Annotated in this window: 21 protein-coding genes and 1 pseudogene; 15 read left to right on the forward strand and 7 right to left on the reverse strand. The window is 64.4% G+C overall.

The features are described from left to right. Positions 1-243 precede the first annotated feature (243 nt). The 5 genes from G3N58_RS11360 (at position 244) to G3N58_RS11380 (ending at position 2,571) form a co-directional block, all read left to right on the forward strand. Positions 244-612: a nuclear transport factor 2 family protein gene (locus G3N58_RS11360; protein WP_167043705.1), complete on the forward strand. Its 369-nt coding sequence runs from the start codon at positions 244-246 to the stop codon at positions 610-612. Positions 613-660: 48 nt separating this feature from the next. After that, complete coding sequence (locus G3N58_RS11365) at positions 661-954, forward strand: hypothetical protein (protein ID WP_167283152.1); 294 nt, start codon at positions 661-663, stop codon at positions 952-954. Between the two features lie 172 nt (positions 955-1,126). Continuing rightward, positions 1,127-1,588, forward strand: a complete 462-nt coding sequence (locus G3N58_RS11370; protein ID WP_167043709.1) for an RbsD/FucU domain-containing protein — start codon at positions 1,127-1,129, stop codon at positions 1,586-1,588. Between the two features lie 183 nt (positions 1,589-1,771). Continuing rightward, the gene (locus G3N58_RS11375) at positions 1,772-2,206 is read left to right on the forward strand and encodes a DoxX family protein (RefSeq protein WP_167043711.1); all 435 of its coding nucleotides are present in this window, start codon (positions 1,772-1,774) and stop codon (positions 2,204-2,206) included. Positions 2,207-2,298: 92 nt separating this feature from the next. Next, positions 2,299-2,571, forward strand: a complete 273-nt coding sequence (locus tag G3N58_RS11380) for a hypothetical protein (RefSeq protein WP_167043713.1) — start codon at positions 2,299-2,301, stop codon at positions 2,569-2,571. A gap of 159 nt (positions 2,572-2,730) precedes the next feature. Here G3N58_RS11380 and G3N58_RS11385 read toward each other — a convergent pair whose 3' ends face one another. Beyond that, complete coding sequence (locus G3N58_RS11385) at positions 2,731-4,218, reverse strand: MFS transporter (protein WP_205999200.1); 1,488 nt, start codon at positions 4,216-4,218, stop codon at positions 2,731-2,733. Positions 4,219-4,515: 297 nt separating this feature from the next. Here G3N58_RS11385 and G3N58_RS11390 point away from each other — a divergent pair, with 297 nt between their 5' ends. The 3 genes from G3N58_RS11390 to G3N58_RS11400 all read left to right on the forward strand — a co-directional run bounded on the left by G3N58_RS11390 (position 4,516) and on the right by G3N58_RS11400 (position 6,747). Continuing rightward, positions 4,516-5,283 (forward strand): response regulator transcription factor, encoded by a 768-nt coding sequence (locus G3N58_RS11390; protein ID WP_205999201.1) that lies wholly within the window; start codon positions 4,516-4,518, stop codon positions 5,281-5,283. A gap of 350 nt (positions 5,284-5,633) precedes the next feature. Further along, complete coding sequence (locus G3N58_RS11395) at positions 5,634-6,401, forward strand: AraC family transcriptional regulator (RefSeq protein WP_167043962.1); 768 nt, start codon at positions 5,634-5,636, stop codon at positions 6,399-6,401. Between the two features lie 16 nt (positions 6,402-6,417). Continuing rightward, positions 6,418-6,747: a hypothetical protein gene (locus tag G3N58_RS11400; protein ID WP_167043719.1), complete on the forward strand. Its 330-nt coding sequence runs from the start codon at positions 6,418-6,420 to the stop codon at positions 6,745-6,747. Positions 6,748-6,826: 79 nt separating this feature from the next. Here G3N58_RS11400 and G3N58_RS11405 read toward each other — a convergent pair whose 3' ends face one another. The 3 genes from G3N58_RS11405 to G3N58_RS11415 form a co-directional block, all read right to left on the reverse strand. Beyond that, the gene (locus G3N58_RS11405; protein ID WP_167043721.1) at positions 6,827-7,081 is read right to left on the reverse strand and encodes a hypothetical protein; all 255 of its coding nucleotides are present in this window, start codon (positions 7,079-7,081) and stop codon (positions 6,827-6,829) included. Between the two features lie 165 nt (positions 7,082-7,246). After that, positions 7,247-7,579, reverse strand: coding sequence for a hypothetical protein (locus tag G3N58_RS11410; protein ID WP_167043723.1), 333 nt, complete (start codon positions 7,577-7,579; stop codon positions 7,247-7,249). Positions 7,580-7,938: 359 nt separating this feature from the next. Then, positions 7,939-9,828, reverse strand: a complete 1,890-nt coding sequence (locus tag G3N58_RS11415; RefSeq protein ID WP_205988548.1) for a sugar phosphate isomerase/epimerase and 4-hydroxyphenylpyruvate domain-containing protein — start codon at positions 9,826-9,828, stop codon at positions 7,939-7,941. A gap of 271 nt (positions 9,829-10,099) precedes the next feature. Here G3N58_RS11415 and G3N58_RS34150 point away from each other — a divergent pair. From G3N58_RS34150 to G3N58_RS11425, 3 genes and pseudogenes are all read left to right on the forward strand, one after another. Next, positions 10,100-10,219: pseudogene (locus tag G3N58_RS34150) on the forward strand (3-dehydroquinate dehydratase); the annotation flags it as partial. Next, a complete protein-coding gene (locus G3N58_RS11420; protein WP_167043727.1) occupies positions 10,216-11,145 on the forward strand; it encodes a shikimate dehydrogenase in 930 nt (309 codons plus the stop codon). The pseudogene G3N58_RS34150 and the gene G3N58_RS11420, both read left to right, overlap by 4 nt. 81 nt (positions 11,146-11,226) lie before the next feature. After that, complete coding sequence (locus tag G3N58_RS11425) at positions 11,227-12,579, forward strand: MFS transporter (protein ID WP_167043729.1); 1,353 nt, start codon at positions 11,227-11,229, stop codon at positions 12,577-12,579. Between the two features lie 121 nt (positions 12,580-12,700). Here G3N58_RS11425 and G3N58_RS11430 read toward each other — a convergent pair whose 3' ends face one another. Next, complete coding sequence (locus G3N58_RS11430) at positions 12,701-13,396, reverse strand: TetR/AcrR family transcriptional regulator (RefSeq protein WP_167043731.1); 696 nt, start codon at positions 13,394-13,396, stop codon at positions 12,701-12,703. A 383-nt stretch (positions 13,397-13,779) separates the two neighbouring features. Between G3N58_RS11430 and G3N58_RS11435 the strand changes: the two genes are divergently transcribed. Beyond that, a complete protein-coding gene (locus G3N58_RS11435) occupies positions 13,780-16,854 on the forward strand; it encodes a transglycosylase domain-containing protein (RefSeq protein WP_205999202.1) in 3,075 nt (1,024 codons plus the stop codon). 16 nt (positions 16,855-16,870) lie between these two features. On the opposite strand, the gene G3N58_RS11440 is transcribed toward G3N58_RS11435, so the two are convergent. Continuing rightward, a complete protein-coding gene (locus G3N58_RS11440; RefSeq protein WP_346777780.1) occupies positions 16,871-17,626 on the reverse strand; it encodes a flagellar brake protein in 756 nt (251 codons plus the stop codon). A gap of 387 nt (positions 17,627-18,013) precedes the next feature. Then, positions 18,014-19,057, reverse strand: a complete 1,044-nt coding sequence (locus tag G3N58_RS11445) for a LacI family DNA-binding transcriptional regulator (RefSeq protein WP_205988544.1) — start codon at positions 19,055-19,057, stop codon at positions 18,014-18,016. Positions 19,058-19,250: 193 nt separating this feature from the next. Here G3N58_RS11445 and ugpC point away from each other — a divergent pair, with 193 nt between their 5' ends. The 3 genes from ugpC (at position 19,251) to G3N58_RS11460 (ending at position 23,821) form a co-directional block, all read left to right on the forward strand. Continuing rightward, entirely contained in the window at positions 19,251-20,447 is a 1,197-nt protein-coding gene (ugpC, locus tag G3N58_RS11450; RefSeq protein ID WP_205999204.1) for a sn-glycerol-3-phosphate ABC transporter ATP-binding protein UgpC, read from the forward strand. 19 nt (positions 20,448-20,466) lie between these two features. Continuing rightward, entirely contained in the window at positions 20,467-22,449 is a 1,983-nt protein-coding gene (locus G3N58_RS11455) for a beta-galactosidase (RefSeq protein WP_205999205.1), read from the forward strand. A gap of 118 nt (positions 22,450-22,567) precedes the next feature. Beyond that, a complete protein-coding gene (locus tag G3N58_RS11460) occupies positions 22,568-23,821 on the forward strand; it encodes an extracellular solute-binding protein (RefSeq protein WP_167043743.1) in 1,254 nt (417 codons plus the stop codon). Positions 23,822-23,830 lie beyond the last annotated feature (9 nt).

Here is a 23,830-nt window from a genome sequence, read left to right on the forward strand (position 1 = left end):
GCGCGCAAGTGCCGCGCGGCCTCCATTCGTCCCACGAGGTTAGCGGTCCTTACGCGTTCTGACGACTCGGCCAAATGGCTAATGCGACGAAAAAATCGCTGCACGGGATGACGTTGCAGACGTCTGCTTACCTGTGACGTAATCGACGCTGCTCACGCGCTCGTTCAATCTTCAAACCGAGCCCGCCGCATACGACGCGTGTGCCGAGCGGAGTGCTCAGTCCTGCCAATCAAGGAGCTTGGGATGAATGCGCATACCGATCTGATCGACCGCTATTTCGATACCTGGAACGAGACCGATGGCACACGCCGCCGCGAACTGATCGCCGCGACGTGGAGCGCCGATGCCGACTATCGCGACCCGCTGCTCGCCGGCGCCGGGCACGACGGTATCGACGCGATGATCCGCGCGGTGCACGAGCGTTTTCCGCATCACACGTTTCGCCGCACGACCGACGTCGACGGCTTCGCGAACCGGCTGCGTTTCTCGTGGGCGCTGACGACGCCGGCGGGCGAAGCGATCGTCAAGGGTTCCGACTTCGGCGTGGTGGATGCGCACGGTCGCCTGCTGGCGGTCACGGGCTTCCTCGACGAAGCTCCGGGCGCCGCCTGACGCTGCCGATAGATAGTCCAACCAGCCGCATTTTTCACGGAGACGATCATGCGCGAGTCCGTAGCCGCCATGTCTGTCACGGTCGACCACGCGTTCGCGCGCGTGTCGGGTGCCGCTGACGCGCTATCAGGCGCGATCGCCGGCTTTGCGCTGCTCGCCGGCGCGCGGGCGTTCACGTTCATCGCATTGCTCGGCTGGCGCGAACCGGTGCTGGGTGGAGCGGGGCTCGTGCTGCTGGCGATGGTCGGGTGGCTGCGTTGGCAGTGCGGCGCAAGCGCGGCTGTGCGTACTACGCAAGGCGGCGGTTGGATGAGGCCGGATGAGCGACAAGCATGCCGGTGACGGCGTACCCGATGCGCGCACTCGCGGGCGGCCACACCGCATGGGAGTGGCCGGCATGGCTTGCTACAATCGACCGTCGCCGCGCGGGGAAAGCCCGTGCGGAAAACATCGCGCGCCAGCCCGAACCGCAAGCCATCAACCGCTGCCATCAACCGCACCACAAGGAGACACCGTGCTGAAGAATCTGGACCCGCTGCTGAACGCCGACATACTGCATGCGCTGCGCTCGATGGGCCACGGCGACGAGCTCGTCATTTGCGACGCGAACTTTCCGGCCGGGTCGGTCGCGTGCGATACCGTGCTCGGCAGGCCATTGCGTCTCGACGGCGTGAGTTCGCCGCGCGCGATTCGCGCGGTGTTGTCGGTGCTGCCGCTCGACACCTTTGTCGATCATCCCGCGTCGCGCATGGAAGTCGTCGGCGAGCCGCACACGATCCCCGCGGTGCAGCGCGAAGCGCAGGCCGAGGTCAACACGGCGGAAGGGCGCGAGGTGCCGTTCGCGTCGATCGAACGGTTTGCGTTTTACGAGCGGGCGCGCGAGGCCTATTGCGTGATCGCAACCGGCGAGGCGCGCGGCTATGGCTGCTTCGTGTTCACGAAGGGCGTGCTGCTCGCGCCGGACGCGGCGGGATGAAGCCGGCGGATTGCCTGGGTCCGGATGGCCATCGGGTCGAGATCGTCACCTATTCGTGAAGGCGAGCGCGCGGCCCCATCGGGCACTTGGAAAAGGCGGTCGTTGCACATATGCTCAGGGGCGAGGCCGGGAACTGCGGCAGCCCATTCGGGTCTGCTGCTTATTCAATTACAGGAGCCCCCTATGTCGCGTCCCGTCGATTACGGCATCATCTTCATCGCCCGTCTTGCCCTTTCCGTGCTGTTCCTGTGGAGCGGGGCGATGAAGCTGCTGGGCTATGCGGGCTTTGTCGGCTACCTGCATTCGAAAGGCGTGCCGTTCGTGCAGATCGCCGCGCCCATTGCGACGGCGGTCGAAGTGCTCGGCGGCCTGCTGCTCGTCGTTGGTTTCAAGATCCGGCCGCTCGCGCTGTTCATGGCCGCGTACACGATCGTCACCGCGGTGCTCGGCCACGATTTCTGGAACGTCACCGATCCGGCAGTGCAACACGACATGGTGATCCACTTCTGGAAGAACATCGGTATCGCGGGCGGCTTCCTGCTGCTGTTCGTGACCGGCGCGGGGCGGATGAGCATCGATGGGGCGCGCGCTCCACGCGGCGGGCTCGGCGGGCTTTGAGGCAGCGCCATCGGCAACCGGCGCGGCACGTTTCGACACGGCACGCATTCCGTAGCACGCGCCTCATTCCGCGGCTATCAAGGGAGCACATCATGATTCAGAACTTCGAGCAGATGATTGGCGGCAAGCTCACGCAATTGTGCGCGAGCCTGGGCGAAGGGCCGACGCCGCATCGCGTGATCATCAGCTTCGCCGATTCGGCGAAGACGCTGGTGGTTCTGGATGCATCGGGATTCATCGGCACGCTGAAGGCGGGAATCGCCGAGCCGGAAAAGCTGATTGCCGATGCGATCGCCAAGGCGCGCAACGAAGGCTTGATCGAACGCGCGGTCGACACCGGCACGATTCAGGAGGGGGCGCTTTAGGCGATGCTGGCGGCGCGCGTTGCTCAGGTGGTTGCTCACGTATCGGTTCAGGCGGTCACGCCTGCATGTCAAAAAACCCCCGCGCTGCGTTGTGCAGCGCGGGGGTTTGTTTTTCATCAACGCGATTCGTTCGCTTTGTCCGATTCGTTCACCTTTTGCTTACCCTTCGCTCATCCGTCGCGTGCGAGCTTCGCGCACGGTCTGTGCCGCCGCATGCGGCTCCGGATGCACGAGGCATGCGAGTATCCCGCCCAGCGCCAGCAGCGCTACCGAGAGGGCAGTCGCCATCTGCATCCCGAGGACGATCTGGGTCGCGGCCGCGCCGCCCGCGAGCGCACCGAAGGCGGCCACGCCCACCGCGCCACCGGCCTGTCGCGCCGTGTTCAGGACCGCCGACGCCGTGCCCGCGCGTTTCGCTTCGGTCGATGCGAGCACGGCGGTGGTCATCGCCGGCACCGCGAGTCCCATGCCCGACGGAATCAGCAGGAACGGCACCAGCAGGCCGGCGAGCGGCGTGGCGGCATCGACGAAATGAAGCAGGCCGTAGCCGAGGCCGGCCGTAATCGCGCCGAGAATCATCGGCACGCGCACGCCGAAGCGCCCGACCACCCAGCCGCTCGCCACGTTCGAAATCAGGAAGCCCCCCGTCAGCGGCAGGAACGCGAGTCCCGCCTGCAACGGCGTGTAAGCGCGCACGCGTTGCAGATAAAGGCTCAGCACGAACACCATCCCGTAGTACGTGAAGTTTACGCAGATGCCGAACAGCACCGCCGCGCTGAACGTGCGCTTGCCGAATAGCGACAGCGGCAGCATCGGGTTCGCGACGCGCCGCTCGACGAACACGAAGGCGCCCGCCGCGACGAGTGCGAGAACGAAGCCGCCGGCCACGATCGGGTGAGCGAGGCCGAGCGGCCGCCATTCGATCACGGCGGCGACGAACGCGGTCAGCGCGACGATCGCGAGACACTGGCCGCCGAGGTCGACACCGCGCGGCGCGGCGTTGGTGTTAGCGCTGCCGCCGACCGCGGTCCGCGCTTCAGGTGGCGTGGCGGCACGCGTGGCTTGCGGACACGGTATCCAGCGCAGCGTCGCGAGCAGGCCCGCCGCGCAGATCGGCAGATTGACGAGGAAAATGCTGCGCCAGCCGAACGCGGCGATCAGCAAACCGCCCGCAACCGGCCCCGCCGCAATCGAAATCGCGCCGGACGCGGTCCACAGGCCGACCGCGCGTGCTCGCAGCCTGGGGTCGTGTCCGTACGACTGATTGAGCAACGCGAGGGAATTCGGCAGCATCGCGGCGGCGCCGATGCCTTGCAGGGCGCGCGCGCCGACCAGCATGGTTGCGTCGAGCGCAAGCCCGCAGGCGAGCGATGCGAGCGCGAACAGCACGATTCCGGCCGCGTACATGCGTCGCGCGCCGAAGCGGTCGCCGAGCGCGCCCGCCGACAGCATCAGCACCGCGAACGCGAGCGTATAGGCATCGACGACCCATTGCAGGCCCGCGACATTCGCCTGCAGGTCCGCACCGATGCGCGGCAGCGCGATATTGACGATGGTCACGTCGAGCTGCGTGACGACGAAGCCGACGCTGACCGTCGCGAGAACGCGGCCAGGAGCGGGCGAGAGGGGGCGGGTACTTGAGTTCATGGCTGCATCGTAAGCCAGATGTGGCGCGCCATGCTTCGGCGCGGCGTGAAGTATGGATGCGGTGGTTGCCGTGGGCGCTTAGGCGACTGAAACCGGTGCGGCTTTGCGCGATGAAAGCTGGCCTTCTCCGGACGTGTTTAATCAGACTGACCGGCTCGATTGAAAGCCGCCGCAACGGCTTTTTCATGGAGATCGACGCAACCGTGCCGCGGCAGACGCAAATTAGGAGTGCTCCTATGGGAGCGAAGGCGGCCACGTCCGAGAATGGTTCGAGTTCGCTTCTCGGGAGTCCATTTCATGCGCGTCGCCGTTTTTCAGCACGACCCGGTCGTGCGCGAGTTGATCGAGCGGGTTCTCGCAAGCTCCGGTTACTTCTGCACGGTATATCGCGACAACCTTGGTATCTCGAAGGCGCTCACCCGTTCCACGGTGGATCTGCTGGTGCTCGACTGGCAGGGCACACGGCCTTTCGGCGCGGAGCTGCTGCACTCGGTGCGCAAAGCCGCCGGCGAGCGCGTGCCGATCATGTTCGTGTCGCGCGACGCATCGGAGCAAAGCATGGTGCGCGCGCTTGTCGACGGCGCGGACGACTACGTCACGTTGCCGTTACGTCCTGAGGAATTTCGCGCGCGCGTCGCGGCGCTGGTGCGGCGCGTTTATCCCGAGCGCCGTCGTGCGGCGGCGAGCTTCGAGCGCGGTCCTTACCGCTTCGACACCGTCGGCAAGCAGGTCATGCTGCGTGGCAAGCGGGTGCCGCTGTCACCCACGCAGTTCGACCTCGCCGCACTGTTCTTCTCCAGCGTCGGCTGGGTGATGTCGCGCGACCATATCTACGCAATAGTCTGGGGCCGCGAACTGAACGATCTGACTCGCACGATCGATAGCCACGTGTCGCGGCTGCGTCAGTTGCTCGAGATCGAGCGGCGCAATGGTTTTAGCTTGCAGCCCGTGTATCGCAGCGGTTATCGGCTGATGGGTGTGCGCGAGGAGGTGGCCAGCGTCGAAGTGGCGGGCGAGGTCGCGCGCACGGCGGCATTCGCGCTGGCGCTGGTCGAAGCGGTTTGAGGGTTTGGCTTCAAATGGCGGCTCGTATGCGGCGGGGTAGTTCGTGCTGAAATTCGCGTCTGACCTTGCCGTGGCTTCTGCGAAAGCGGTGGTCCGGCTTGGCCAAGCCTAGCCTGAGCCGTGCGTCGACGCGACGCGTCGATCGCGCGGGAGGTCACCGGTGCCCACGGCGCCTTGATCGACCCTATCGCCGTGACGAACGACTCGCTGCTGGGCTTCGCGAGTTTGCCGGGCGGCGCGCGGTTCTATAATCGGCCGAATATGCAAACTGCTTCGGCCGTGCCGGCGCAGCGACTCGCGAACGCGTCCTGAACGCATTCAACGAGGTACGGACCAACGGAACCCGCATGATCGACACGCTGGCTTATTCGCTCGAACCGGACGACACGATCTTGTCCGGCATGCTGTCGCACTTCAGATTGCTCGAGCCGGTGTTCGATGCGATGCCGGACGTCGTTTTCTTCGTGAAGGACGCCGCGGCGCGTTACACGCTCGTCAACCGCACGCTTGCCTCGCGCTGCGGCTTCAAGGAGAAGGCCGCGCTGCTCGGCAAGACTGCCGAGGACGTATTCCCGCGCCGCTTCGGGCGCGTCTATACCGCGCAGGACAAGGCGATCATCGACGTTGGCGCCCAGATGCTCGACCAGCTCGAATTGCCTCTGTACCCGGGGCGGACGCCGGGCTGGTGCCTGACCTGCAAGCAGCCGCTGCGCGACGCCACCGGCAAGGTTGTCGGGCTCGCCGGCATTTCGCGCGATCTGAAGACCGGCGAAAGCAGCCATCCGGCCTACAGCCGCCTTGCCGCGGTCGTGCAGTCGATCCAGGAAAACTACGTACAGCCGCTGAATCTGAAGCAACTGGCGGCGCTGGCCAATATGTCGGTCGCGCAACTGGAGCGCTATTTTCACAAGGTGTTTCATCTGACGCCACGCCAGGTGTTGCTGAAGACGCGGCTCGACGCGGCGACCGCGCTGCTGGTGTCGCACGACAAGGTTACGGACGTCGCCGCGCGTTGCGGCTACACCGATCACAGCGCGTTCACGCGGCAATTCAAGGCGACGGTCGGCGTCACGCCGACCGAATACCGGATGCTGCTGCACGGCACGCTGCGCGGCTGAACCGCGCCTCACGCCCATGGCCCGTCGCGGACACCACTATTACGTGTACGTCGTCGCGCTCGACGACACCGTCTGGAACGAGGCGCGCTTTCGCCGCGCGAATCCCGATTACCGGTTTGACAAGCCGTGCGTCTATGTCGGCATGACGGGGCTCGACCCCGATCTGCGTTTCGATCGCCACAAGGCCGGCATTCAGGCCAATCGCTACGTGCGCGATTACGGGCTGCGTCTGCTGCCCGAGTTGTACGAGGTGTTCAATCCGATGCCTTATCGCGGCGCGCAGGATATGGAGGTGGAACTGGCGATCGGGCTGCGCGAAGCGGGGTATGGGGTGTGGCAGGCTTGAGGGGCAAAATGGAAAAGGCCGCGTCGACGATAAACATTGACGCGGCCTCAAATGGATTGCGACGCCTCGCGCGCTGTTGTTACTTGACCCCGAGCCCTCGCAAAACCGCATTGCCCTCGGGCGTTAGGCGGATGTGTGCGGCGCCGGCGTCGTTCGCAATCGTTTCGACGAGACCGGCTTCGTAAAGCTGCGGAATTTCGGGTTTCGCGGATGCGTCGATCGGTGCGTGCAACAGCAGCAGCAACGTTGCCAGTTCATGGTGACTCAGCAGACGGCGCAGGATGGTAGGCCGTTTGGCCGGTGTTTCGTTGATGTTCGGTTCGGGCTGGTTCATGGAGCGCACCTCGTGCTGGATCATGTCCGGGGGATCATGATGACGAAGTCTTAAACGATTCTTAAGACACCATTGTCCTGTAACACCGTGACATGAACGTTGCAATAAAGCGAATTCCGGCGCCCGGAACTTCCCGTGCGCACCGCGCAAACCGCCCGTCAACCCTTATGGGGCGCAGGTCTTGCCCGCCGCTTCGAGCCACAGATTGCTGACGTGACGCTTGCCCGCATAGAAACGGTAAGTCGTCGCGCCGTTGTCGCTGCGTACCTTGATGATGTTCGAGTCGCCGAAATCGAGCATCTGACCCTGCGGGATCTCCGTCGACTTGAATGCGGCGTTGTGATGGTTGGCGATCTGCGTCAGGCAGGAGACGACGTCGTCGACGGAGCGCTGTGTCGTGGTGTCCGTGACGGGCTCGCCGGCATCCGGATTTTTCTGGAAATACGCGCAAGCGCTGACGAGCAGCGGAAGGGACAGGGCGACGGCGAACTTCTTCATATCTCTCCAGGCGTTGATTCAGTGTTTCGGCTGGCGCACCGGCTGCCGCGCCGCGCGGAATGCACGGCGCACGGGCCAGGTCGCAAAACAGGCGCCATTATATCGAGGCGGCGAATGGGCTTCGGTTGGAGACGCACGCGGCGTGCCAGAGAACGGAGAGCTTGCCTGACAGGAGAGAGAGGAGGTACAGCCAGCCGCCATCGCCGCGCGGGTGGATACAGTGCGAAAGCATCCGTTTCGCAACGGATGCTTTCGGGCGGCCGACCGTTCAGTCAGTCACCTTCTTCGACCGAAGCACGCCCTGGCGGCGGCGCGGCAACCCGCGAGAACAACAGGCCCGCACCGCGCTTTCACCTGGCTTACTTCCGCCGCTGCGCCTGCGCGGCGAGCCGCACCGCCGCATTGGCCGCGCCATAGCCGTCATAACCGCCGCGCCGCTCGACGATTTCGAGGAAAAAGCGCTGGTCGAGCTGTTCCGTGTATGCATGGAAAAACTCGCCGCCGCGCTCGTCGCGGTCGTAGAGGATATTGTTCGCGCGCATCGCTTCGAGCAGCGTGTCGGACAGCGCGTAGCGGGCTTCGAGATCGTCGTAGTAGTTGCGCGGGATGCGCAGCACCGGCACGCCGTTGGCGACGAACTCGGGAATCGCGCTGAAGATGTCGCCGGTGCTGAACGCGACGTGGTTCAGACCGGAGCCGTGGTACGTGTGCAGCGCCTCGGCCACCGCCGTATGACGGTCCACCGACGCATTGAGTGCGATCCGCACCGAGCCGTCGCGGCTGCGCAGCGCGCGGCTGCGCACGAGTCCGTACGGATCGGGCACGAGCACGCCGGGCTCGGCCTGAAAGCCGAACGCGGTGCGCAGGAACAACACCCACGTATCGAGCGAGTTGGCCGGCACCGACAGGCACACGTGATCGATGCGCGTGAGCGGACCCACCTCGGTCGGGCCGTTGATGTCGGTCAGGATGAAGTCGGCTTCGAACAGCGTGGGTTGATCCGGCGTTTCGTCGACGAAATAGTTGAGGCTGCTGTCCGGCCCCTGCACCGCGGGCAACACGCGCTCGTTCGGGCCGATCTGGCCGGAGAACGGCGCGTAGCCGAAGCCGGCCGCGCGCTCGAACGCCTGTTTCGCGTTGTCGACGCGAAACGCCGACGCGCACAGCGACAGACCGTGCTGCTGGAAGAACGCGTTGGCGAACGAGTCGGGCTCGGCGTTCAGCACGATCGACGCCGCGCCGTGCTGGTACAGCGTCACGTCTTTCGAGCGATGCTGGCCGGCCTGCCGGAAGCGCAGCTTGCCGAGCCAGTCGGCGAGCTGCGTGCGCGTGGTGTGGTCGACCGCGAATTCGAGGAACTGATAGCCGACGTGCGCGGGGGCGGCCGGCGACTGGTACAGATCGCCGGTCTTGCCCGGCGCCTGCTGTTCTTCCAGCAGCGCGCGGGTCTGCTCTTCGAGGAACAGCAGCGAGCGGTGGCCGTCGGCGGCCGTGATCGTGGTGGGGGCGGCGCGGAAACCGTCGTTGAAAATCTCGAGCGACAGCGGGCCCTGGTAGCCCGACTTGACGACCTGCGCGGTGAAGTTCGCGACATCGAGGTCGCCCTGGCCGGGGAAGCAGCGGTAGTGGCGGCTCCATTCGATCACGTCCATCGCGAGCTTCGGCGCGTCGGCGATCTGCACGAACGCGATGCGCTCGCCCGGAATGTCGGCGATCGCATCGACCGTGTCGTTCAGCGACAGCGTATGGAAGCTGTCGAGCACGAGCCCGAGGTTCGGATGATTGACCGCGTCGACGAGCTTCCACGCGTGACGGTACGTGCTCACGTGCTTGCCCCACGCGAGCGCCTCGTAGCCGGCGATCACACCGGCCTCCTCGGCCGCGCGGGCGAGCGCGCCGAGCTGGTCGATCATCAGCGCGTCGTCGCAGATCGTTTCCGGCGACACGTTGCTGCATACGAGAATGCGGTCCGTGCCGAGTTCGTGCATGACCTCGAACTTGCGTTTCGCGCGTTCGAGATTGCGCGCGAGCCTCTCGGGGCTGACGCCGTCGAAGTCGCGAAACGGCTGGAACAGCATGATCTTCAGGCCGAGGTCCGCGGCGATGCGGCGCACGTCGGCGGGCGAGCCGTCGAAATACAGCAGGTCATTCTCGAAGATTTCCACGCCTTCGAAACCGGCCGCGCGGATCGCGCTCAGCTTCTCGACGAGGGTGCCGCTAATCGACACGGTGGCAATCGAACGTTGCATGAACGGCTCCGGCAAAAACGGACAAACGATGGGGAAGGATGAGCGGCGAAACAGTACGGGACGCGTCTTCCGGCCGCTATGTTGCGGCGCGCAAAACGAGTCGGTTCATTATGCACGCCGGCAGGACACAGGCAAGAATACGCCACACTAACCGCGAGTTTCGACAGTCTATCCGAACTAACTAGATGGTACAAATTCGTAGAAACCCCGAATGACGGCGACGGCCGATGCGCGCACACTTCGCTACGCGTCGAAAAGGCGCCTCGGGCGCCGCCATCATTCGTCGGTGCCGGCGATGGCGGACGCGCTCATCGCCGGTTGCGGCACTCAGGGCTATGTGCTCGCTCCCGAGCGGATGGCGACGATTCTTAAGGATAGGGCGACAACATGAACACTCAAGAGAACACTCGTACGGCCGCGCAGATCGCTGCGATGGCGAACTCGCAGGCGAGCTTGCGCGCAACCGGCCACTCGTACCTGGTCGGCCTGATCGGCGCGGGCATCAGCGGTTCGCTCACGCCCGCGATGCACGAGGAAGAGGGCAGCAAGCTCGGCCTGCACTACGTGTATCGCCGTATCGATCTCGAAGCGCTGAAGCTCGACGCCGCCGCGCTGCCTGAATTGCTGACGGCCGCCGAACGCATGGGTTACAACGGCCTGAACATTACGTATCCGTGCAAGCAGGCTGTCATCCCGCTGCTCGACGAACTCTCCGACGACGCGCGCGCGCTCGGCGCGGTCAACACCGTGCTGTTCAAGGACGGCAAGCGCATCGGCCACAACACCGACTGGTCCGGTTTCGCGCGCGCGTTCCAGCGCGGCCTGCCGGACGTGTCGCTCGAACGCGTCGTGCAACTCGGCGCGGGCGGGGCGGGCGCGGCGGTCGCGCATGCGGCGCTCAACATGGGCACGCAAGCGCTGACGCTGTTCGACGTCGACGCAAGCCGCGCGCAGTCGCTCGCCGACGAATTGCAGAAGCGCTTCCCCGCGGCGAAGGTCAGCGCGGGCGCCTCGCTCGCGGAGTCTCTGGCTGCCGCGCAAGGGCTGATTCACGCCACGCCGACCGGCATGGCCAAGATGCCGGGCCTGCCGCTGCCGGCCGAATTGCTGCACCGCGACCTGTGGGTCGCCGACATCGTCTATTTCCCGATTCGCACCGCGCTTCTGCAGGCGGCCGAAGCGCTCGGCTGCCGCACGCTGAGCGGCGGCGGCATGGCGGTCTACCAGGCCGTCGACGCGATGCGCATTTTCACGGGGCTCGAGCCCGACGCCGAGCGCGTCTACACGCACTTCCAGTCGTTGCTCGGGCGTCCCTGAGCGTCCCTGAGTCCGCCCGCCGAGGGCCGCCGACCGGCAGCGTATGGCCGGGCACACTCTGCTTGAGGAGAGCAGCACGATATGTCGCAACCGATTCAATCCAGTTCAACCAGTACGCCGCTTCAGAACGGCGTGACGGGCACCGGGCGCCGCTCGAAGGCCCGCTACAAGATCCTCGCGCTGCTCGCCGTCGGCACGATGATCAATTATCTCGACCGCACGGTGCTCGGCATCGCGGCGCCGCAGCTGACGAAGGAACTCGGCATCAACGCCGCGCTGATGGGGCTGCTGTTTTCCGTGTTCTCGTGGAGCTACGTGGCCGCGCAGATTCCGGGCGGTCTGTTTCTCGACCGCTTCGGCAGCAAGATCACTTACTTTCTGTCGATGACGTTCTGGTCGCTCTGCACGCTCGCGCAGGGCCTCGTGCATGGCATCGGCGCGCTGTTCGCGTTCCGTCTCGGCCTTGGCGTGTCGGAATCGCCGTGCTTTCCGACCAATAGCCGAGTGGTCGCCACATGGTTCCCGCAGAGCGAACGCGCGATGGCGACCGGCACCTACACGGTCGGCGAATATATCGGCCTCGCGTTTTTCAGCCCGTTCCTGTTCATGCTGATGGGCGCGTTCGGCTGGCGCTCGCTCTTCCTCGTGGTCGGCGGCGTCGGTATCGTGTTCGGCGTGGTGTGGTGGCTGCTGTACCGCGAGCCGCACGATCATCCGTCGGTGAATCAGGCCGAGCTGGACTATATCGAGGCGGGCGGCGGCCTGACGAAACTCGATGGCGATGCCGGGGCGGCCGCGCCGAAGCGTAGTTTCGAATGGCGCACGATCGGGCAGTTGCTCAAGCATCGGCAATTGACCGGCATCTGTCTCGGCCAGTTCGCCGGCAATTCGACGCTCGTGTTCTTCCTTACCTGGTTCCCGACCTACCTCGCTACCGAGCGTCATATGGCGTGGCTGAAGATCGGCTTCTTCGCGATCATGCCGTTTATCGCGGCGTCGATCGGCGTGATGTTCGGCGGCGTGTTCTCCGACTGGCTGCTGCGCCGCGGCAAGTCGCCGAACGTCGCGCGCAAGCTGCCGATCATCGCCGGCCTGCTGCTCGCCTCGACGATCATTCTCGCGAACTATGTCGAGAGCAACGTCGTGGTGATCGCAATTCTGTCGGTGGCGTTTTTCGCGCAGGGAATGGCGGCGCTCGGCTGGACGCTCGTCTCGGACATCGCGCCCGAAGGGCTGCTTGGCGTGACCGGCGGCATCTTCAATTTTGCCGCTAACCTTGCGGGTATCGTGACGCCGCTCGTGGTCGGGCTCATCGTTGCAGCGACCGGTTCGTTCGTCGGCGCGCTCGTGTTTATCGGCGTGATCGCGCTGGTGGGGGCGCTGTCGTATATCTTCGTGGTCGGGGATATCAAGCGGATCGTGCTGGCGGATTAAGCACCCACCAGGGTCGAGCCGCCGTGAGAGATAACGGCGGCTTCGACTTTGCTGCCTTGCTTTCTTCGAATCCCCGGTTGTCGCCGCATTGCGGCGGTAACCGGGGATTTGGCGTTTCTGCTCAATCTTCCTTGCGCACGAACCTCAGGATCGCATCGACGATCATTGCCCGATGCCTTGCCCGCAATCGCGGATGCGACGGGTCCCGGCCAAAGGCGGTTCCGAACGTATGCCGGTTTCCCACGCGATGAAAGCATAACGAGCTGATCATCAGATGCAGATCGATCGGATCGATGTCGCTGCGGAACTGCCCGGCCGCGATGCCGCGCGCCAGCAGGTCTTCGATCGTGTGAATCACGGTAACGTTGCGGCCTTTGAACGTCTTGACCTGCTCGACGTACTTCGCGCCGTGAATGTTCTCGATCGTGACGAGGCGCACGAAGTCGCGCTGGCGGTCGTGGTAGTCGAACGTGAATTCGACCAGCGCGCGCATGCCCTCGACCGGATCGAGTTCGCTGATGTGCAGGTCCTGTTCGAGCGCACGAATGTCTCCATACACCTTCTCCAGCACCGCCTGGTACAACCCTTCCTTGCTGCCGAAGTAGTAGTACAGCATGCGCTTGGTGGTGTTCGTGCGTTCCGCGATCGCATCGACGCGCGCGCCCGTCAGTCCCATCGCGGAGAACTCCTGGGTCGCGACGTCGAGGATGTTGCGCTTCGTCTGCTCGGGGTCGTACTTGCGCCGGGCGTCGGCGCGCGGCGAGCTGGACGTGATGCCGTTGGTATCAGGCTCGATGGCCTTGTTTCCCTTTTTCATTGTGGATTCGAGCGGCAGTGACGAGGCATTTTAGCATGGCGAAACCCGCCTCTGGCGCGGGTTTCGGCGTGCCGCCGCGCGGCGCGTTGCCGATCATGGATGGAATCCGGATTGCATCGGATACCGTACGATAGAACGCGCGAATGCAGACGAAAGTACCGGCGAAAAATGAAAAAACCGCCTGAAAAGGCGGTTTTTTCCGATCTGAAAGACTTTCAATATCTCACGGCGATTCCCGTTCTGTCATCTGCCGCCGGCGGGTGTTGTAGCCGCGACACTGTTGGCTCAATCCGGGCCAGGAGCGATTTCCGGTTCCGCGCTACACTGATTCGAATGACGCGAGCCAGGTTCGGCAGCCTGGTCATCGCTCGGGGAGAACTGCCATGAATCGGCCACCGCTTCGGTTTCCGCTTCGCGCGACCGGCACCGTGCCGGTGCGGACCTGGCTCAAATGGGGGCTGGCCGTGGCGTTCCTCGTCGCGGTCGCGCTGCTTGCCCGGCTTGTGCAGATCGAAATAGAAACCTCGCGTCTGCAGGCACGCTACCTTTCCGAACTGACCCGCGACGTCGGCTTTTCCGTCGCCGCCGGCCCCAGCCCGTCGATCCGTTTTCCGCAGGCCGATAAAGGCCCCTACGACACACGCCTCGGCTACGCGCTGCTGCCTTCCATCGAACAGCGGCTGCAGCAACGCGGCTTCGAAATCAGCTCGCAGGCGCGCGATTCCGAGCGGATGGTGTCGCTTGCCGATCACGGCCTTTTCCTGCCCTACGAAGAAAAAGACACCGCCGGTCTGCAACTGTTCGACGGCATCGGTGCGCCGCTTTTCAGCGCGCGTTTTCCGGGTCGCACCTACGAGAACTTCGAGGCGATTCCGCCGCTCGTCGTGAATTCGCTGCTGTTTATCGAAGACCGCTATCTGCTCGATCCGAATCAGCCGAACCGCAATCCGGCGATCGACTGGGGGCGCTTCAGCCGCGCGCTCGCCGACCAGGGCGTGCGCGTTTTCAATCGTCATCAGCAGACGCCGGGCGGCAGCACGCTCGCCACGCAGATCGAGAAATTCCGTCACTCGGCCGGCGGCCGCACCGCGACGCCGCCCGAAAAGCTGCGGCAGATCGCGTCCGCGTCGGTGCGCGCCTATCTGAACGGTCCGCAGACGCTGCCCGCGCGTCAGCAGATCGTGGTGCATTATCTGAACTCGGTGCCGCTCTCGGCGCAGCCGGGCATCGGCGAAATCAATGGTATTGGCGACGGACTCGCCGCATGGTACGGGCGCGATTTCCGCGAGACCAATCGTGTGCTGAAAGCGCCGTCGACACAGGCGAATCTCGGCGAGCAGGGCGCCGCGTTTCGCGAGGTGCTCTCGCTGATGATCGCGCAACGCGCGCCGTCGTTTTTCCTGCAACGCGGCTACCCCGATCTCGAACGGTTGACCGACAGCTATCTGCGTCTGCTCGCGAGCGGCGGCGTGATATCGGCCCCGTTGCGCGATGCCGCGCTCGCCGCGCACGTCGACCTGCATCGCGCGACGAAGGTCGCCGCGAACGACGATTCGTTCGTTTCGCGCAAGGCCGTGACGTCGATGCGTTCGCATCTGCTCGCGGCACTCGGCGTGCGCAGCTTCTACGAACTCGACCGCCTCGACGTCGAGGCGCGCGGCACGCTCAACAACGCCGTGCAGCAGGCCGTCAGCGAACGGCTCGCGGCCGCCGCGACGCGCGACGGCGCGAAGGCCGCGGGCCTCGTCGGCTTCGAAATGCTGCGCGGCTCCGACGATCCTTCGCATATCGCCTACAGCTTCACGCTGTTCGAACGCAAGGGCGGCGCGAACCTCGTGCGCGTGCAGACCGACAGCGTGAACCAGCCGTTCGACATCAACTCGGGCGCGCGTCTGAATCTCGGTTCGACCGCGAAACTGCGCACCGTCGTCACGTATTTGCAGATCGTCACCGAACTGCACACACGCTATGCATCGCTAAGCAATGCGGAGTTGAAGGCCGTCAAGCCCGATCCTAACGATCAATTGACGCGCTGGGCAATCGACTATCTGCTGCATACCAGCGACCATTCGCTGCAACCGATGCTCGATGCGGCCGTCGAGCGCAAATACTCGGCGAGCCCCGGCGAAACGTTCTACACGGGCGGCGGCGCGCAAACCTTCACGAACTTCGAATCCGACGACAATAGCCGCATCCTGACCGTGCATCGTGCGTTCCAGCATTCGGTGAATCTCGTGTTCGTGCGGCTGATGCGCGACATCGTCCACTACGAGATGGTGCAGACAACCGGGCCGTCGGCGCAATGGCTCGACGATCCCGCGACCCGCAAGATGTACCTCACGCGTTTCGCCGATCAGGAAAGCCGCGTGTACATGAAGCGCTTCTACACGAAGTATCACGACAAGGCACCCGATCAGGCGCTCACGTTGCTGCTGCTCGGCGTGCGCAAATCGCCGCCGAAAGTGGCGACCGTATTGCGCAGCGTCGCGCCGAACGAATCGAACGCGTGGTTCGACCGGATGATGCGCGCGGCGCTGAAGAATACGCCGGCCGCTTCGATACTCGACGACGAAGACCTCGCGAATCTATACGACAAATACGGTATCGACCGCTTCAATCTGAACGACCGCGGCTATATCTCGGGCGTGCATCCGCTCGAACTGTGGACGCTCAACTACCTGCGCTCGCATCCCGACGCGACGCTCGCGCAAGTCGATAGCGCGAGTCGGGACGTGAGGCTGTCCACCTATTCCTGGCTCTTCAAGACGCGCTATCACGCGACGCAGGATCGCCGCATCAAGCGCATGGTCGAACTGCGCGCGTATGACGCGATCGGCAAGTCGTGGCAGGCGCTCGGTTATCCGTTCGCGTCGATCACGCCTTCGTATGCGGCCGCGATCGGCGCATCGGGCGACCGGCCCGCAGCGCTCGCGCAATTGATCGGCGTGATCGCGAACGACGGCAACAAGGTGCCGACCGAAACGCTCACGCAGATCGACTTCGCTAAAGACACGCCGTACGAGACGCATTTCAAGCGTGCATCGGTTGCGCCGCAGCAAGAGGTGTCGCCGGAAATTGCGGGCGTGGTGCGGATGCTGCTGCGCGACGTCGTGACGGGCGGCACCGCGAGGCGTCTTGCGCAAGGCATGACGTTCCCCGATGGCGAAACGCTCGACGTCTACGGCAAGACCGGCACGGGTGATCAGCGCCTGAATGTGTATGCGAAGGGTGCGCGGCTCATCGAGTCGCGCAAGGTGAATCGCAGCGCGACCTTCGTGTTCGCGCTCGGCGACCGTTTCTACGGTTCGCTGACCGCGTGGGCGCACGAGCCGTATGCGGCGCGCTACGACTTTACGAGCGCCCTGGCCGTGCAATTGCTGAAGTCGATGGCGCCGGCGTTGCAGCCCCTGCTCGATAGTCCCGATGAGAAGACCGTCGCGGAGCAGGGGACGCAATGACGTGCGCAGAGTCGGCTTACCGCCTCGGCGCGAGCGTCTGCCGTTTCGTTTCGAGTTGCGTGACGACGCGTTGCAGCGTGCGCTCCGCGGGCCCGAGCGCGCACGCGAATTTGCAGCCGATCACATAACGCCGGTCGCCCTTCGGCGTCGTCAATGCGCGCGGCGCGACGATTTGCAGATCCAGTTGCAACGTACCGAAACTGCCGAGCTGCAAGGTCACGTCGTGCAGCACGGTGCCGGCTTCGAGCGAACCGAAGCGCTCGTCGGCAGTCTTCAACGCGATGCCGCCGAGCGACAGGTCCTGCAATTCGAGGCGGAACGAACCGCCGTTCGCGTACGGGCCGATCGCGAGATACGGATCGAGCAACGGCGTTTGTACGCGGAAGAACTCGCGGCGCTGCACGTAGTAGAGCAGCGGCGGGAACGGCGCTTCGAACGCGGAGCGTCCTTCGAATCTGGTGGGCGTGGCGCCGCCCGTCGTGAATTCGGTGCGGATGCCGCCGGGCAGACTGCGAAACGTCAACTGAGGCGCGGCGGGCAACGCGCGATTGTCGTCGGCGACGCTGCCCATGTCGAATACGAAGCGTGCGTTGCGCGAATCGACGTCGAGCACCTGCGTGACGATCTGCCTGCCGTCGAACTCCACTGTCACGAAGTCCTGCCCGTTCAGCAGATTGCGCAGGCAGACGGCGATTTGCAGCGGATGGCGCTGCGCGAAGTTTTCGTCGGCGTCGTGGGGCGATGCCGTGAGGTCGGCTTGAGTCGGTTGCACTGGCGGCTGCGTTGGCGGTTGCGTTGGCGGTTGAGCGAGCAGTTGAGCGGCGGTCATTCGAATATCCCTGCATGTTGCGGCCTTGGCCTGGCCGGTTGGGAGCGCGGGCGGCATGGCGAAGATGCCGGCGCTCGGCTTTGTCCCGGAGTGATTGCAGGGATCGTGCCAACTGCATGTCAGGCGCTTGCGATGCGGCGCGCTCGCCGCTATGCCGCGTGCGGCGGGCGTTTGCGCGTGGTCCCGGTGAGCCGGCTGCTCGATGAAACGCGTGCTTGAAACGTTCGCTACGTAACGCGCATGCGGTTGTTACGGCCACATTCGCGCTGTATTGGTGGCCGCTTTGGCAGTGGCCTCGGTGACACCCCCGCGATCACACCGATGGCCGCGTCACCGCTCGCGCGGCGCCGCGGTCGAGGCGCGCACGACCAGCTTCGGTGCCGACGAAACCCGCATCGGCGCAGGCCCCGGCGCTTTATTCGCAGCGCGTCCCGCCGGCCCATACGACGACTCGATCAGCTCGCGCAACAGCTCGACCGCCAGCCCGGCGACCTCGACCGTCGGCACGGCCACCGTGGTCAGCGCGGGACGCGATTCGCGCGCGAGCTGGATGTCGGTGATGCCGACCACCGACAGATCGTGCGGCACCCGCAGGCCAAGATCGGCGGCCGCGTGCATCGCGCCGAGCGCGGGCAGGTCGTTGGTCGCGAAGATCGCGGTGAGTTGGGGATCGGCTTCGAGCAGCGCACGCGCCGCGAGGTAGCCGCCGTGGATCGTATCGGCCGCGTGCCTGACGCGGTTCTTCGCGACGCCGCCCGCGCGCAGCGCGTCGACGAAACCTTCGTAGCGTGCCGCGTGAATACCCTGGGCCTTGCTGCCGACGATCGCGCCGAAGCGCCGATGTCCGAGCGCGAGCAGATGCGCGCCGGCCAGCTCTCCCGCGAGCCGGAAGTCGACCGCGACGCACGGCAACCCCGGCGGCTCGTTGGGCCGCTCCCACATGCACAGCACGACCGGCGTGCCGCGTGCTTCGGTCGCATGCAGGTCCACGAAATCGAGGTTCGCATTGGTCACGAGCACGCCCTCGGAGAGTGTGCCGGCAATCTGGTCGAGATACGCGCGGCCGGTCAGCGGATTTTCATTCGTATTGCAGATGATGACGAAGTGGCCGCTCGTGCGTGCCGCGCGCTCGACCGCGAGCGCGAACTCCGGATAGAACGGATTGGCGATGCTCGACACCATCAGCGCGAGCGTTGGCGCGCGGCCCTCGGCGAGCGCGCGCGCGGCGAGATGGGGGCGGTAGCCGAGCGCCTTGACCGCGTCGAGCACGCGCTGGCGGGTCGTCTCGCCGACGCGGCCGCGCTTGCGCAGCACGTTGGAGACGGTGGCCGGCGTGACACCGGCATGACGCGCGACTTCGCTGAGTGTAGTCATGGTGCTTTCAATATCTGGGACGTCTGCCCGGCATTTGCGTCGCGGCGCAAGGCGCGGCAACATCTGTCGTCGAACAGGCAGACAAACGATATCGGAGACAGCCCCAACGATCGCAGGCGATCGATTTTTTCGGTCCTGCTGATTAAGCGCTTAATCTCCGACTTCGCGCCGATTAAATCACGGAGTCGATGCAATGGCGAGCATTTCCTTACGAGGCGTGCAGAAGGCGTATGGCGACGGCGCGCCGGTGATCCGCGATGTCGATCTGGAGATCGGGGAGAACGAGTTCTGCGTGTTCCTCGGGCCGTCGGGTTGCGGCAAGTCCACGCTGCTGCGCATGATCGCCGGTCTCGAGGACGTGACGGACGGCGACCTCGCGATCGGCGGGAAGATTGTCAACGACGTGCCCGCCGCGCAGCGCGGCGTTGCGATGGTGTTCCAGAGCTACGCGCTGTTTCCGCACATGACCGTGTTCGAGAACATGGCCTTCGGCCTGAAGCTCGCCAAAACGCCGAAGGACGAAATCGAGCGCAAGGTACGCGAAGCTGCGCGCATTCTGCAACTCGAAGCGCTGCTCGAACGGCGGCCCAAGGCACTCTCGGGCGGACAGAGGCAACGCGTTGCGATCGGTCGCGCGATCGTGCGCGAGCCCGGCGTGTTTCTGTTCGACGAGCCGCTCTCGAATCTCGATGCAACGCTGCGCGGGCAAACGCGCGTCGAGATCGCGCGCCTGCACAGGCAGTTCGCGAAGGCGAGCGTGGTCTACGTCACGCACGATCAGATCGAAGCGATGACGCTTGCCGACAAGATCGTGCTGCTGCACGCAGGCAAGGACACCGAGCGCTACGGCAGCATCGCGCAGATCGGCGCGCCGCTCGAATTGTATCGGCATCCGAAGAGTCGTTTCGTGGCCGGCTTTATCGGTTCGCCGCGCATGAATTTTCTGCCGGGCAAAGTCGCGTCGATCGACGCGCAAGGCGTGCTTGTCACGCTCGATCACAGCGCCGAAAACATCCACGTGCCGGTGAGCGGCACGGGTCTGCAAATCGCGCAGCCGGTCACGCTCGGCGTGCGGCCCGAACATCTCGAGTTCGTCGATGCATTCGCCGACGTATCAGCATCGGTATCGGTATCGGTATCAGCATCGGCAACGACTCCGGCCGATGGCGTGCTCACGCGCAGCGTCGCGCTCGTCGAACAGCTCGGCGAACACAGCTACGTTCACCTCGATCAACCCGGCGGCGCCGTGCTGATTGCCAAGGCGCCGGGCGAAACGCGTCTCGCGCCAGGCGAGCGCGCGAGCCTGCGCGTGCCGCGTGCGGCCTGCCATCTGTTTACCGAAGACGGCTTCGCGGCAGCGTCGCTCGAATCCGTCGAACACTACGCTTGAATAACATGGGGGACCTGGGATGCGCCTTGGAGTCTGTTACTACCCGGAACACTGGCCCGAATCGATGTGGGACGACGACGCGCGGCGGATGAAAGCACTCGGCATCGAGCAGGTGCGGATTGCCGAATTTGCGTGGAGCCGCATGGAGCCGACGCCGGGCGAATACGACTGGGGCTGGCTCGATCGCGCGATCGACGTGCTTGGCGCGGCGGGTCTTAAGGTCGTCATGTGCACGCCGACCGCGACGCCGCCGAAATGGCTGATCGATCGTCATCCCGACATCCTGCCGGTCGGCGCCGATGGACGTCCGCGCGCGTTCGGTTCGCGGCGCCATTACGACTTCTCGTCGCCCGCGTATTTCGAAGCATCGCAACGCATCTGCACGGCGGTGGCCGAGCGTTACGGCAAACATCCGGCGGTCGCGTACTGGCAGACCGATAACGAATTCGGCTGTCACCAGACGGTGGTCAGCTATTCGCCGGCGGCCGTCGCGCGCTTTCGCGAGTGGCTCAAGGCGCGTTATCGCACGATCAAGGCGTTGAACGATGCATGGGGCACCGTGTTCTGGAGCATGGAGTACTGCAGCTTCGACGAAATCGACGCGCCTGTCGCGACCGTGACCGAAGCGCATCCCTCGCATCGCCTCGATTACCGGCGTTTCGCCTCCGATGAAGTGGCGCGCTACAACCGCATGCAGGTCGAGATCATTCGCGCGCATTCGCCGGGGCGGCCCGTCGCGCACAACTTCATGCAGCTCTTCACCGAGTTCGATCACTACAAGGTCGCGGCCGATCTCGACGTTGCGACGTGGGACAGCTATCCGCTCGGTGCGCTCGAAGAGCAGTGGTTCGCACCGGACATCAAGGCGCGCTGGCTGCGCAGCGGTCATCCGGATTTCGCGTCGTTCAATCACGACGTGTATCGCGGCATGTCGAAGCTGCCGTTCTGGGTCATGGAGCAGCAGCCGGGGCCGGTGAACTGGGCGCACTGGAATCCCGCGCCATTGCCGGGCATGGTGCGGCTGTGGAGTTGGGAAGCGTTCGCGCACGGCGCGGGCTGCGTGTCGTATTTCCGCTGGCGTCAGGCGCCGTTCGCGCAGGAGCAGATGCATGCGGGTCTCAATACGCCCGATAACCGGCTCGACATCGGCGGTAGCGAAGCATCGCAAGTCGCTGGCGAGATTCGCACGGTGCTTGCCGAGCATGCCGACGCGAATGCGGCGGTTCGCTCGAAAGTTGCGCTTGTCTACGACTACGAAGCGAAGTGGCTGTTCGAGATTCATCCGCAGGGCGCGGACTTTCACTATCCGCGTTTCGCATTCGAGTACTACTCGGCATTGCGCGCACTCGGGCTCGACGTCGATGTCGTGCCGGCCGATGCTTCTTTCGACGGCTATAGCCTGATTGTCGTGCCGCCGCTGCCGGTCGTGTCCGGCGATTTTGCCGAACGGCTCGCACGCTCGGGGGCTCAGGTGATACTCGGTCCGCGTACCGGTTCGAAAACGCCTGATTTACAGATCCCCGCCAATTTGCCGCCCGGCGTGTTGACCGGGGTATTGCCGCTGCGCGTATGGCGTGTCGAATCGATGCGGCCGAACGTGACGGAAGCGGTACTGCTCGAAGAGCCGGGCGCAAACGCGGAGGCCGCTGGCTTCGCGCGCCACTGGCGCGATTTCGTCGATAGCGATGCCACGCTTGCGCTCGATGTGCGTGCGCGTTTTGCGGACGGTCATCCCGCGTACGTGCGAAACGGCGCATGCCACTATTTCGCGAGCCTGTTCGACGACGCGCTCACGCAGCGTCTGTTCGCGCGGATCGGCCAGGAAGCCGGCATCGAAACGATGCCACTCGGCGATGCCGTACGCGTGAGCCGGCGCGGCGCGCTGACCTACGTATTCAACTACGGCGCCGAAGTGCATACGCTCGATCACGTCGCCGATCACGCTTTCGTGATCGGCTCGCGCGCGGTGGCTCCGCAGGGCGTGGCGATTTACCGTTCGTGACAGGAATCCGGTAAGGCTGCGGCAGTGCCATGCAGCAGTGCGATGCAGTAGTGCTATATCCCAGCTCCACACAGCAACGACACCGACGTAAAACCACGAAATACAGGAGACAGGCAGCATGAAACTGAAACCACGCAAGATTCTATTGACGCTCGCGCTGGCCGCTGTGGCGGCAGGCACGTCCGTCGTCGGCACGGCGCAGGCCAGCACGCTCGCGCTGAACATCGCATACAAGGGCGCGAGCCAGCGCGCGGTCTGGCAGCAGGTGGTCGACGAGTTCAAGAAAGCCCATCCCGGCATCGACGTGAAAGTGTCGTTTATCGACGAAGAAGCGTACAAGGTTCAACTGCCCGGTTGGCTCTCGACTGTCGCGCCCGATGTCGTCAACTGGCACGACGGCGAACGCATGGCGTATTACGCGCAGCGCGGCCTGTTCGAAGACCTGAGCGGCGACTGGCAGAAGAACGGCTGGAACGGGATGTATGCGTCGACGAAAGAAGCTTCGTCGTATAAGGGCAAGCAGTATGCCGCGCCGACCGTGTACTACTCGTGGGGGATGTTCTATCGCAAGGATCTGTTCGAGAAGGCCGGCATCAAGAGCGAGCCGAAAACGTGGGACGAGTTTCTCGACGCCGCGAAGAAGCTGAAGGCAGCGGGCATTACGCCGATTGCGGTAGCGGGCCGCGATGCGTGGACGCTCGCGGGCTGGTTCGATTATCTCGACCTGCGTCTGAACGGCAACGCGTTTCACCAGAAGCTGATGGCCGGTGAGATTCCCTACACCGATCCGCGCGTCAAGAAGGTTTATACGACGTGGAAGCAATTGATCGACGACGGCTACTTCATCGACAATTCGCTTTCCTACGATCTCGATGCGGTGCAGCCGTTCCTGTTCCAGGGCAAGGCCGGCATGATGCTGATGGGCACGTTTATCGCCGCGGGTTTTCCGCCGAACGTGAAACCGCAAATGGGCTACTTCCAGTTCCCGATCATCGATTCGAAGGTGTCGACCGCCGAAGACGGTCCGGTCGAATCGTTGCATATTCCGTCGAAAGCGAAGAACAAGGCCGATGCGCACACGTTCCTCGCATTCGTCGAAACGCCCGAGATCGGCGCGCAACTCGCTACAGGTCTCGGTTCCTTGTCGGCGAACAGCAAATCGCCCGAACCCGAAGATCCGATTTCGAAGATCGGCTTCCAGATTCTGTCGAATACGAAGGGCGGTATTGCGCAGTTCTATGATCGCGATATGACGAAGGAAATGGCCGACGAAGGGATGAAGGGGATGCAGCAGTTCATCTCCGATCCGACCAGGCTCGACGACATCCTCGCGCAACTCGAGCAGACCCGTCAGCGTATCTACAAGAAGTAAGCGGTGGCG

Origin of the sequence: Paraburkholderia sp. Ac-20342, from assembly GCF_017104985.1 — a bacterium.
In the GTDB taxonomy this organism is placed as follows: domain Bacteria; phylum Pseudomonadota; class Gammaproteobacteria; order Burkholderiales; family Burkholderiaceae; genus Paraburkholderia.

What these genes read in the sequence shown, in the direction of transcription:
- G3N58_RS11435 (WP_205999202.1), top strand. Translation starts at nt 13,780, where the DNA reads ATGAATCGGCCACCGCTTCGGTTTCCGCTTCGCGCGACCGGCACCGTG.
- G3N58_RS11360 (WP_167043705.1), top strand. Translation starts at nt 244, where the DNA reads ATGAATGCGCATACCGATCTGATCGACCGCTATTTCGATACCTGGAAC.
- G3N58_RS11445 (WP_205988544.1), bottom strand. Translation starts at nt 19,057, where the DNA reads ATGACTACACTCAGCGAAGTCGCGCGTCATGCCGGTGTCACGCCGGCC.
- G3N58_RS11385 (WP_205999200.1), bottom strand. Translation starts at nt 4,218, where the DNA reads ATGAACTCAAGTACCCGCCCCCTCTCGCCCGCTCCTGGCCGCGTTCTC.
- G3N58_RS11365 (WP_167283152.1), top strand. Translation starts at nt 661, where the DNA reads ATGCGCGAGTCCGTAGCCGCCATGTCTGTCACGGTCGACCACGCGTTC.
- G3N58_RS11400 (WP_167043719.1), top strand. Translation starts at nt 6,418, where the DNA reads ATGGCCCGTCGCGGACACCACTATTACGTGTACGTCGTCGCGCTCGAC.
- G3N58_RS11455 (WP_205999205.1), top strand. Translation starts at nt 20,467, where the DNA reads ATGCGCCTTGGAGTCTGTTACTACCCGGAACACTGGCCCGAATCGATG.
- G3N58_RS11425 (WP_167043729.1), top strand. Translation starts at nt 11,227, where the DNA reads ATGTCGCAACCGATTCAATCCAGTTCAACCAGTACGCCGCTTCAGAAC.
- ugpC (WP_205999204.1), top strand. Translation starts at nt 19,251, where the DNA reads ATGGCGAGCATTTCCTTACGAGGCGTGCAGAAGGCGTATGGCGACGGC.
- G3N58_RS11460 (WP_167043743.1), top strand. Translation starts at nt 22,568, where the DNA reads ATGAAACTGAAACCACGCAAGATTCTATTGACGCTCGCGCTGGCCGCT.
- G3N58_RS11420 (WP_167043727.1), top strand. Translation starts at nt 10,216, where the DNA reads ATGAACACTCAAGAGAACACTCGTACGGCCGCGCAGATCGCTGCGATG.
- G3N58_RS11390 (WP_205999201.1), top strand. Translation starts at nt 4,516, where the DNA reads ATGCGCGTCGCCGTTTTTCAGCACGACCCGGTCGTGCGCGAGTTGATC.
- G3N58_RS11375 (WP_167043711.1), top strand. Translation starts at nt 1,772, where the DNA reads ATGTCGCGTCCCGTCGATTACGGCATCATCTTCATCGCCCGTCTTGCC.
- G3N58_RS11405 (WP_167043721.1), bottom strand. Translation starts at nt 7,081, where the DNA reads ATGAACCAGCCCGAACCGAACATCAACGAAACACCGGCCAAACGGCCT.
- G3N58_RS11410 (WP_167043723.1), bottom strand. Translation starts at nt 7,579, where the DNA reads ATGAAGAAGTTCGCCGTCGCCCTGTCCCTTCCGCTGCTCGTCAGCGCT.
- G3N58_RS11415 (WP_205988548.1), bottom strand. Translation starts at nt 9,828, where the DNA reads ATGCAACGTTCGATTGCCACCGTGTCGATTAGCGGCACCCTCGTCGAG.
- G3N58_RS11430 (WP_167043731.1), bottom strand. Translation starts at nt 13,396, where the DNA reads ATGAAAAAGGGAAACAAGGCCATCGAGCCTGATACCAACGGCATCACG.
- G3N58_RS11380 (WP_167043713.1), top strand. Translation starts at nt 2,299, where the DNA reads ATGATTCAGAACTTCGAGCAGATGATTGGCGGCAAGCTCACGCAATTG.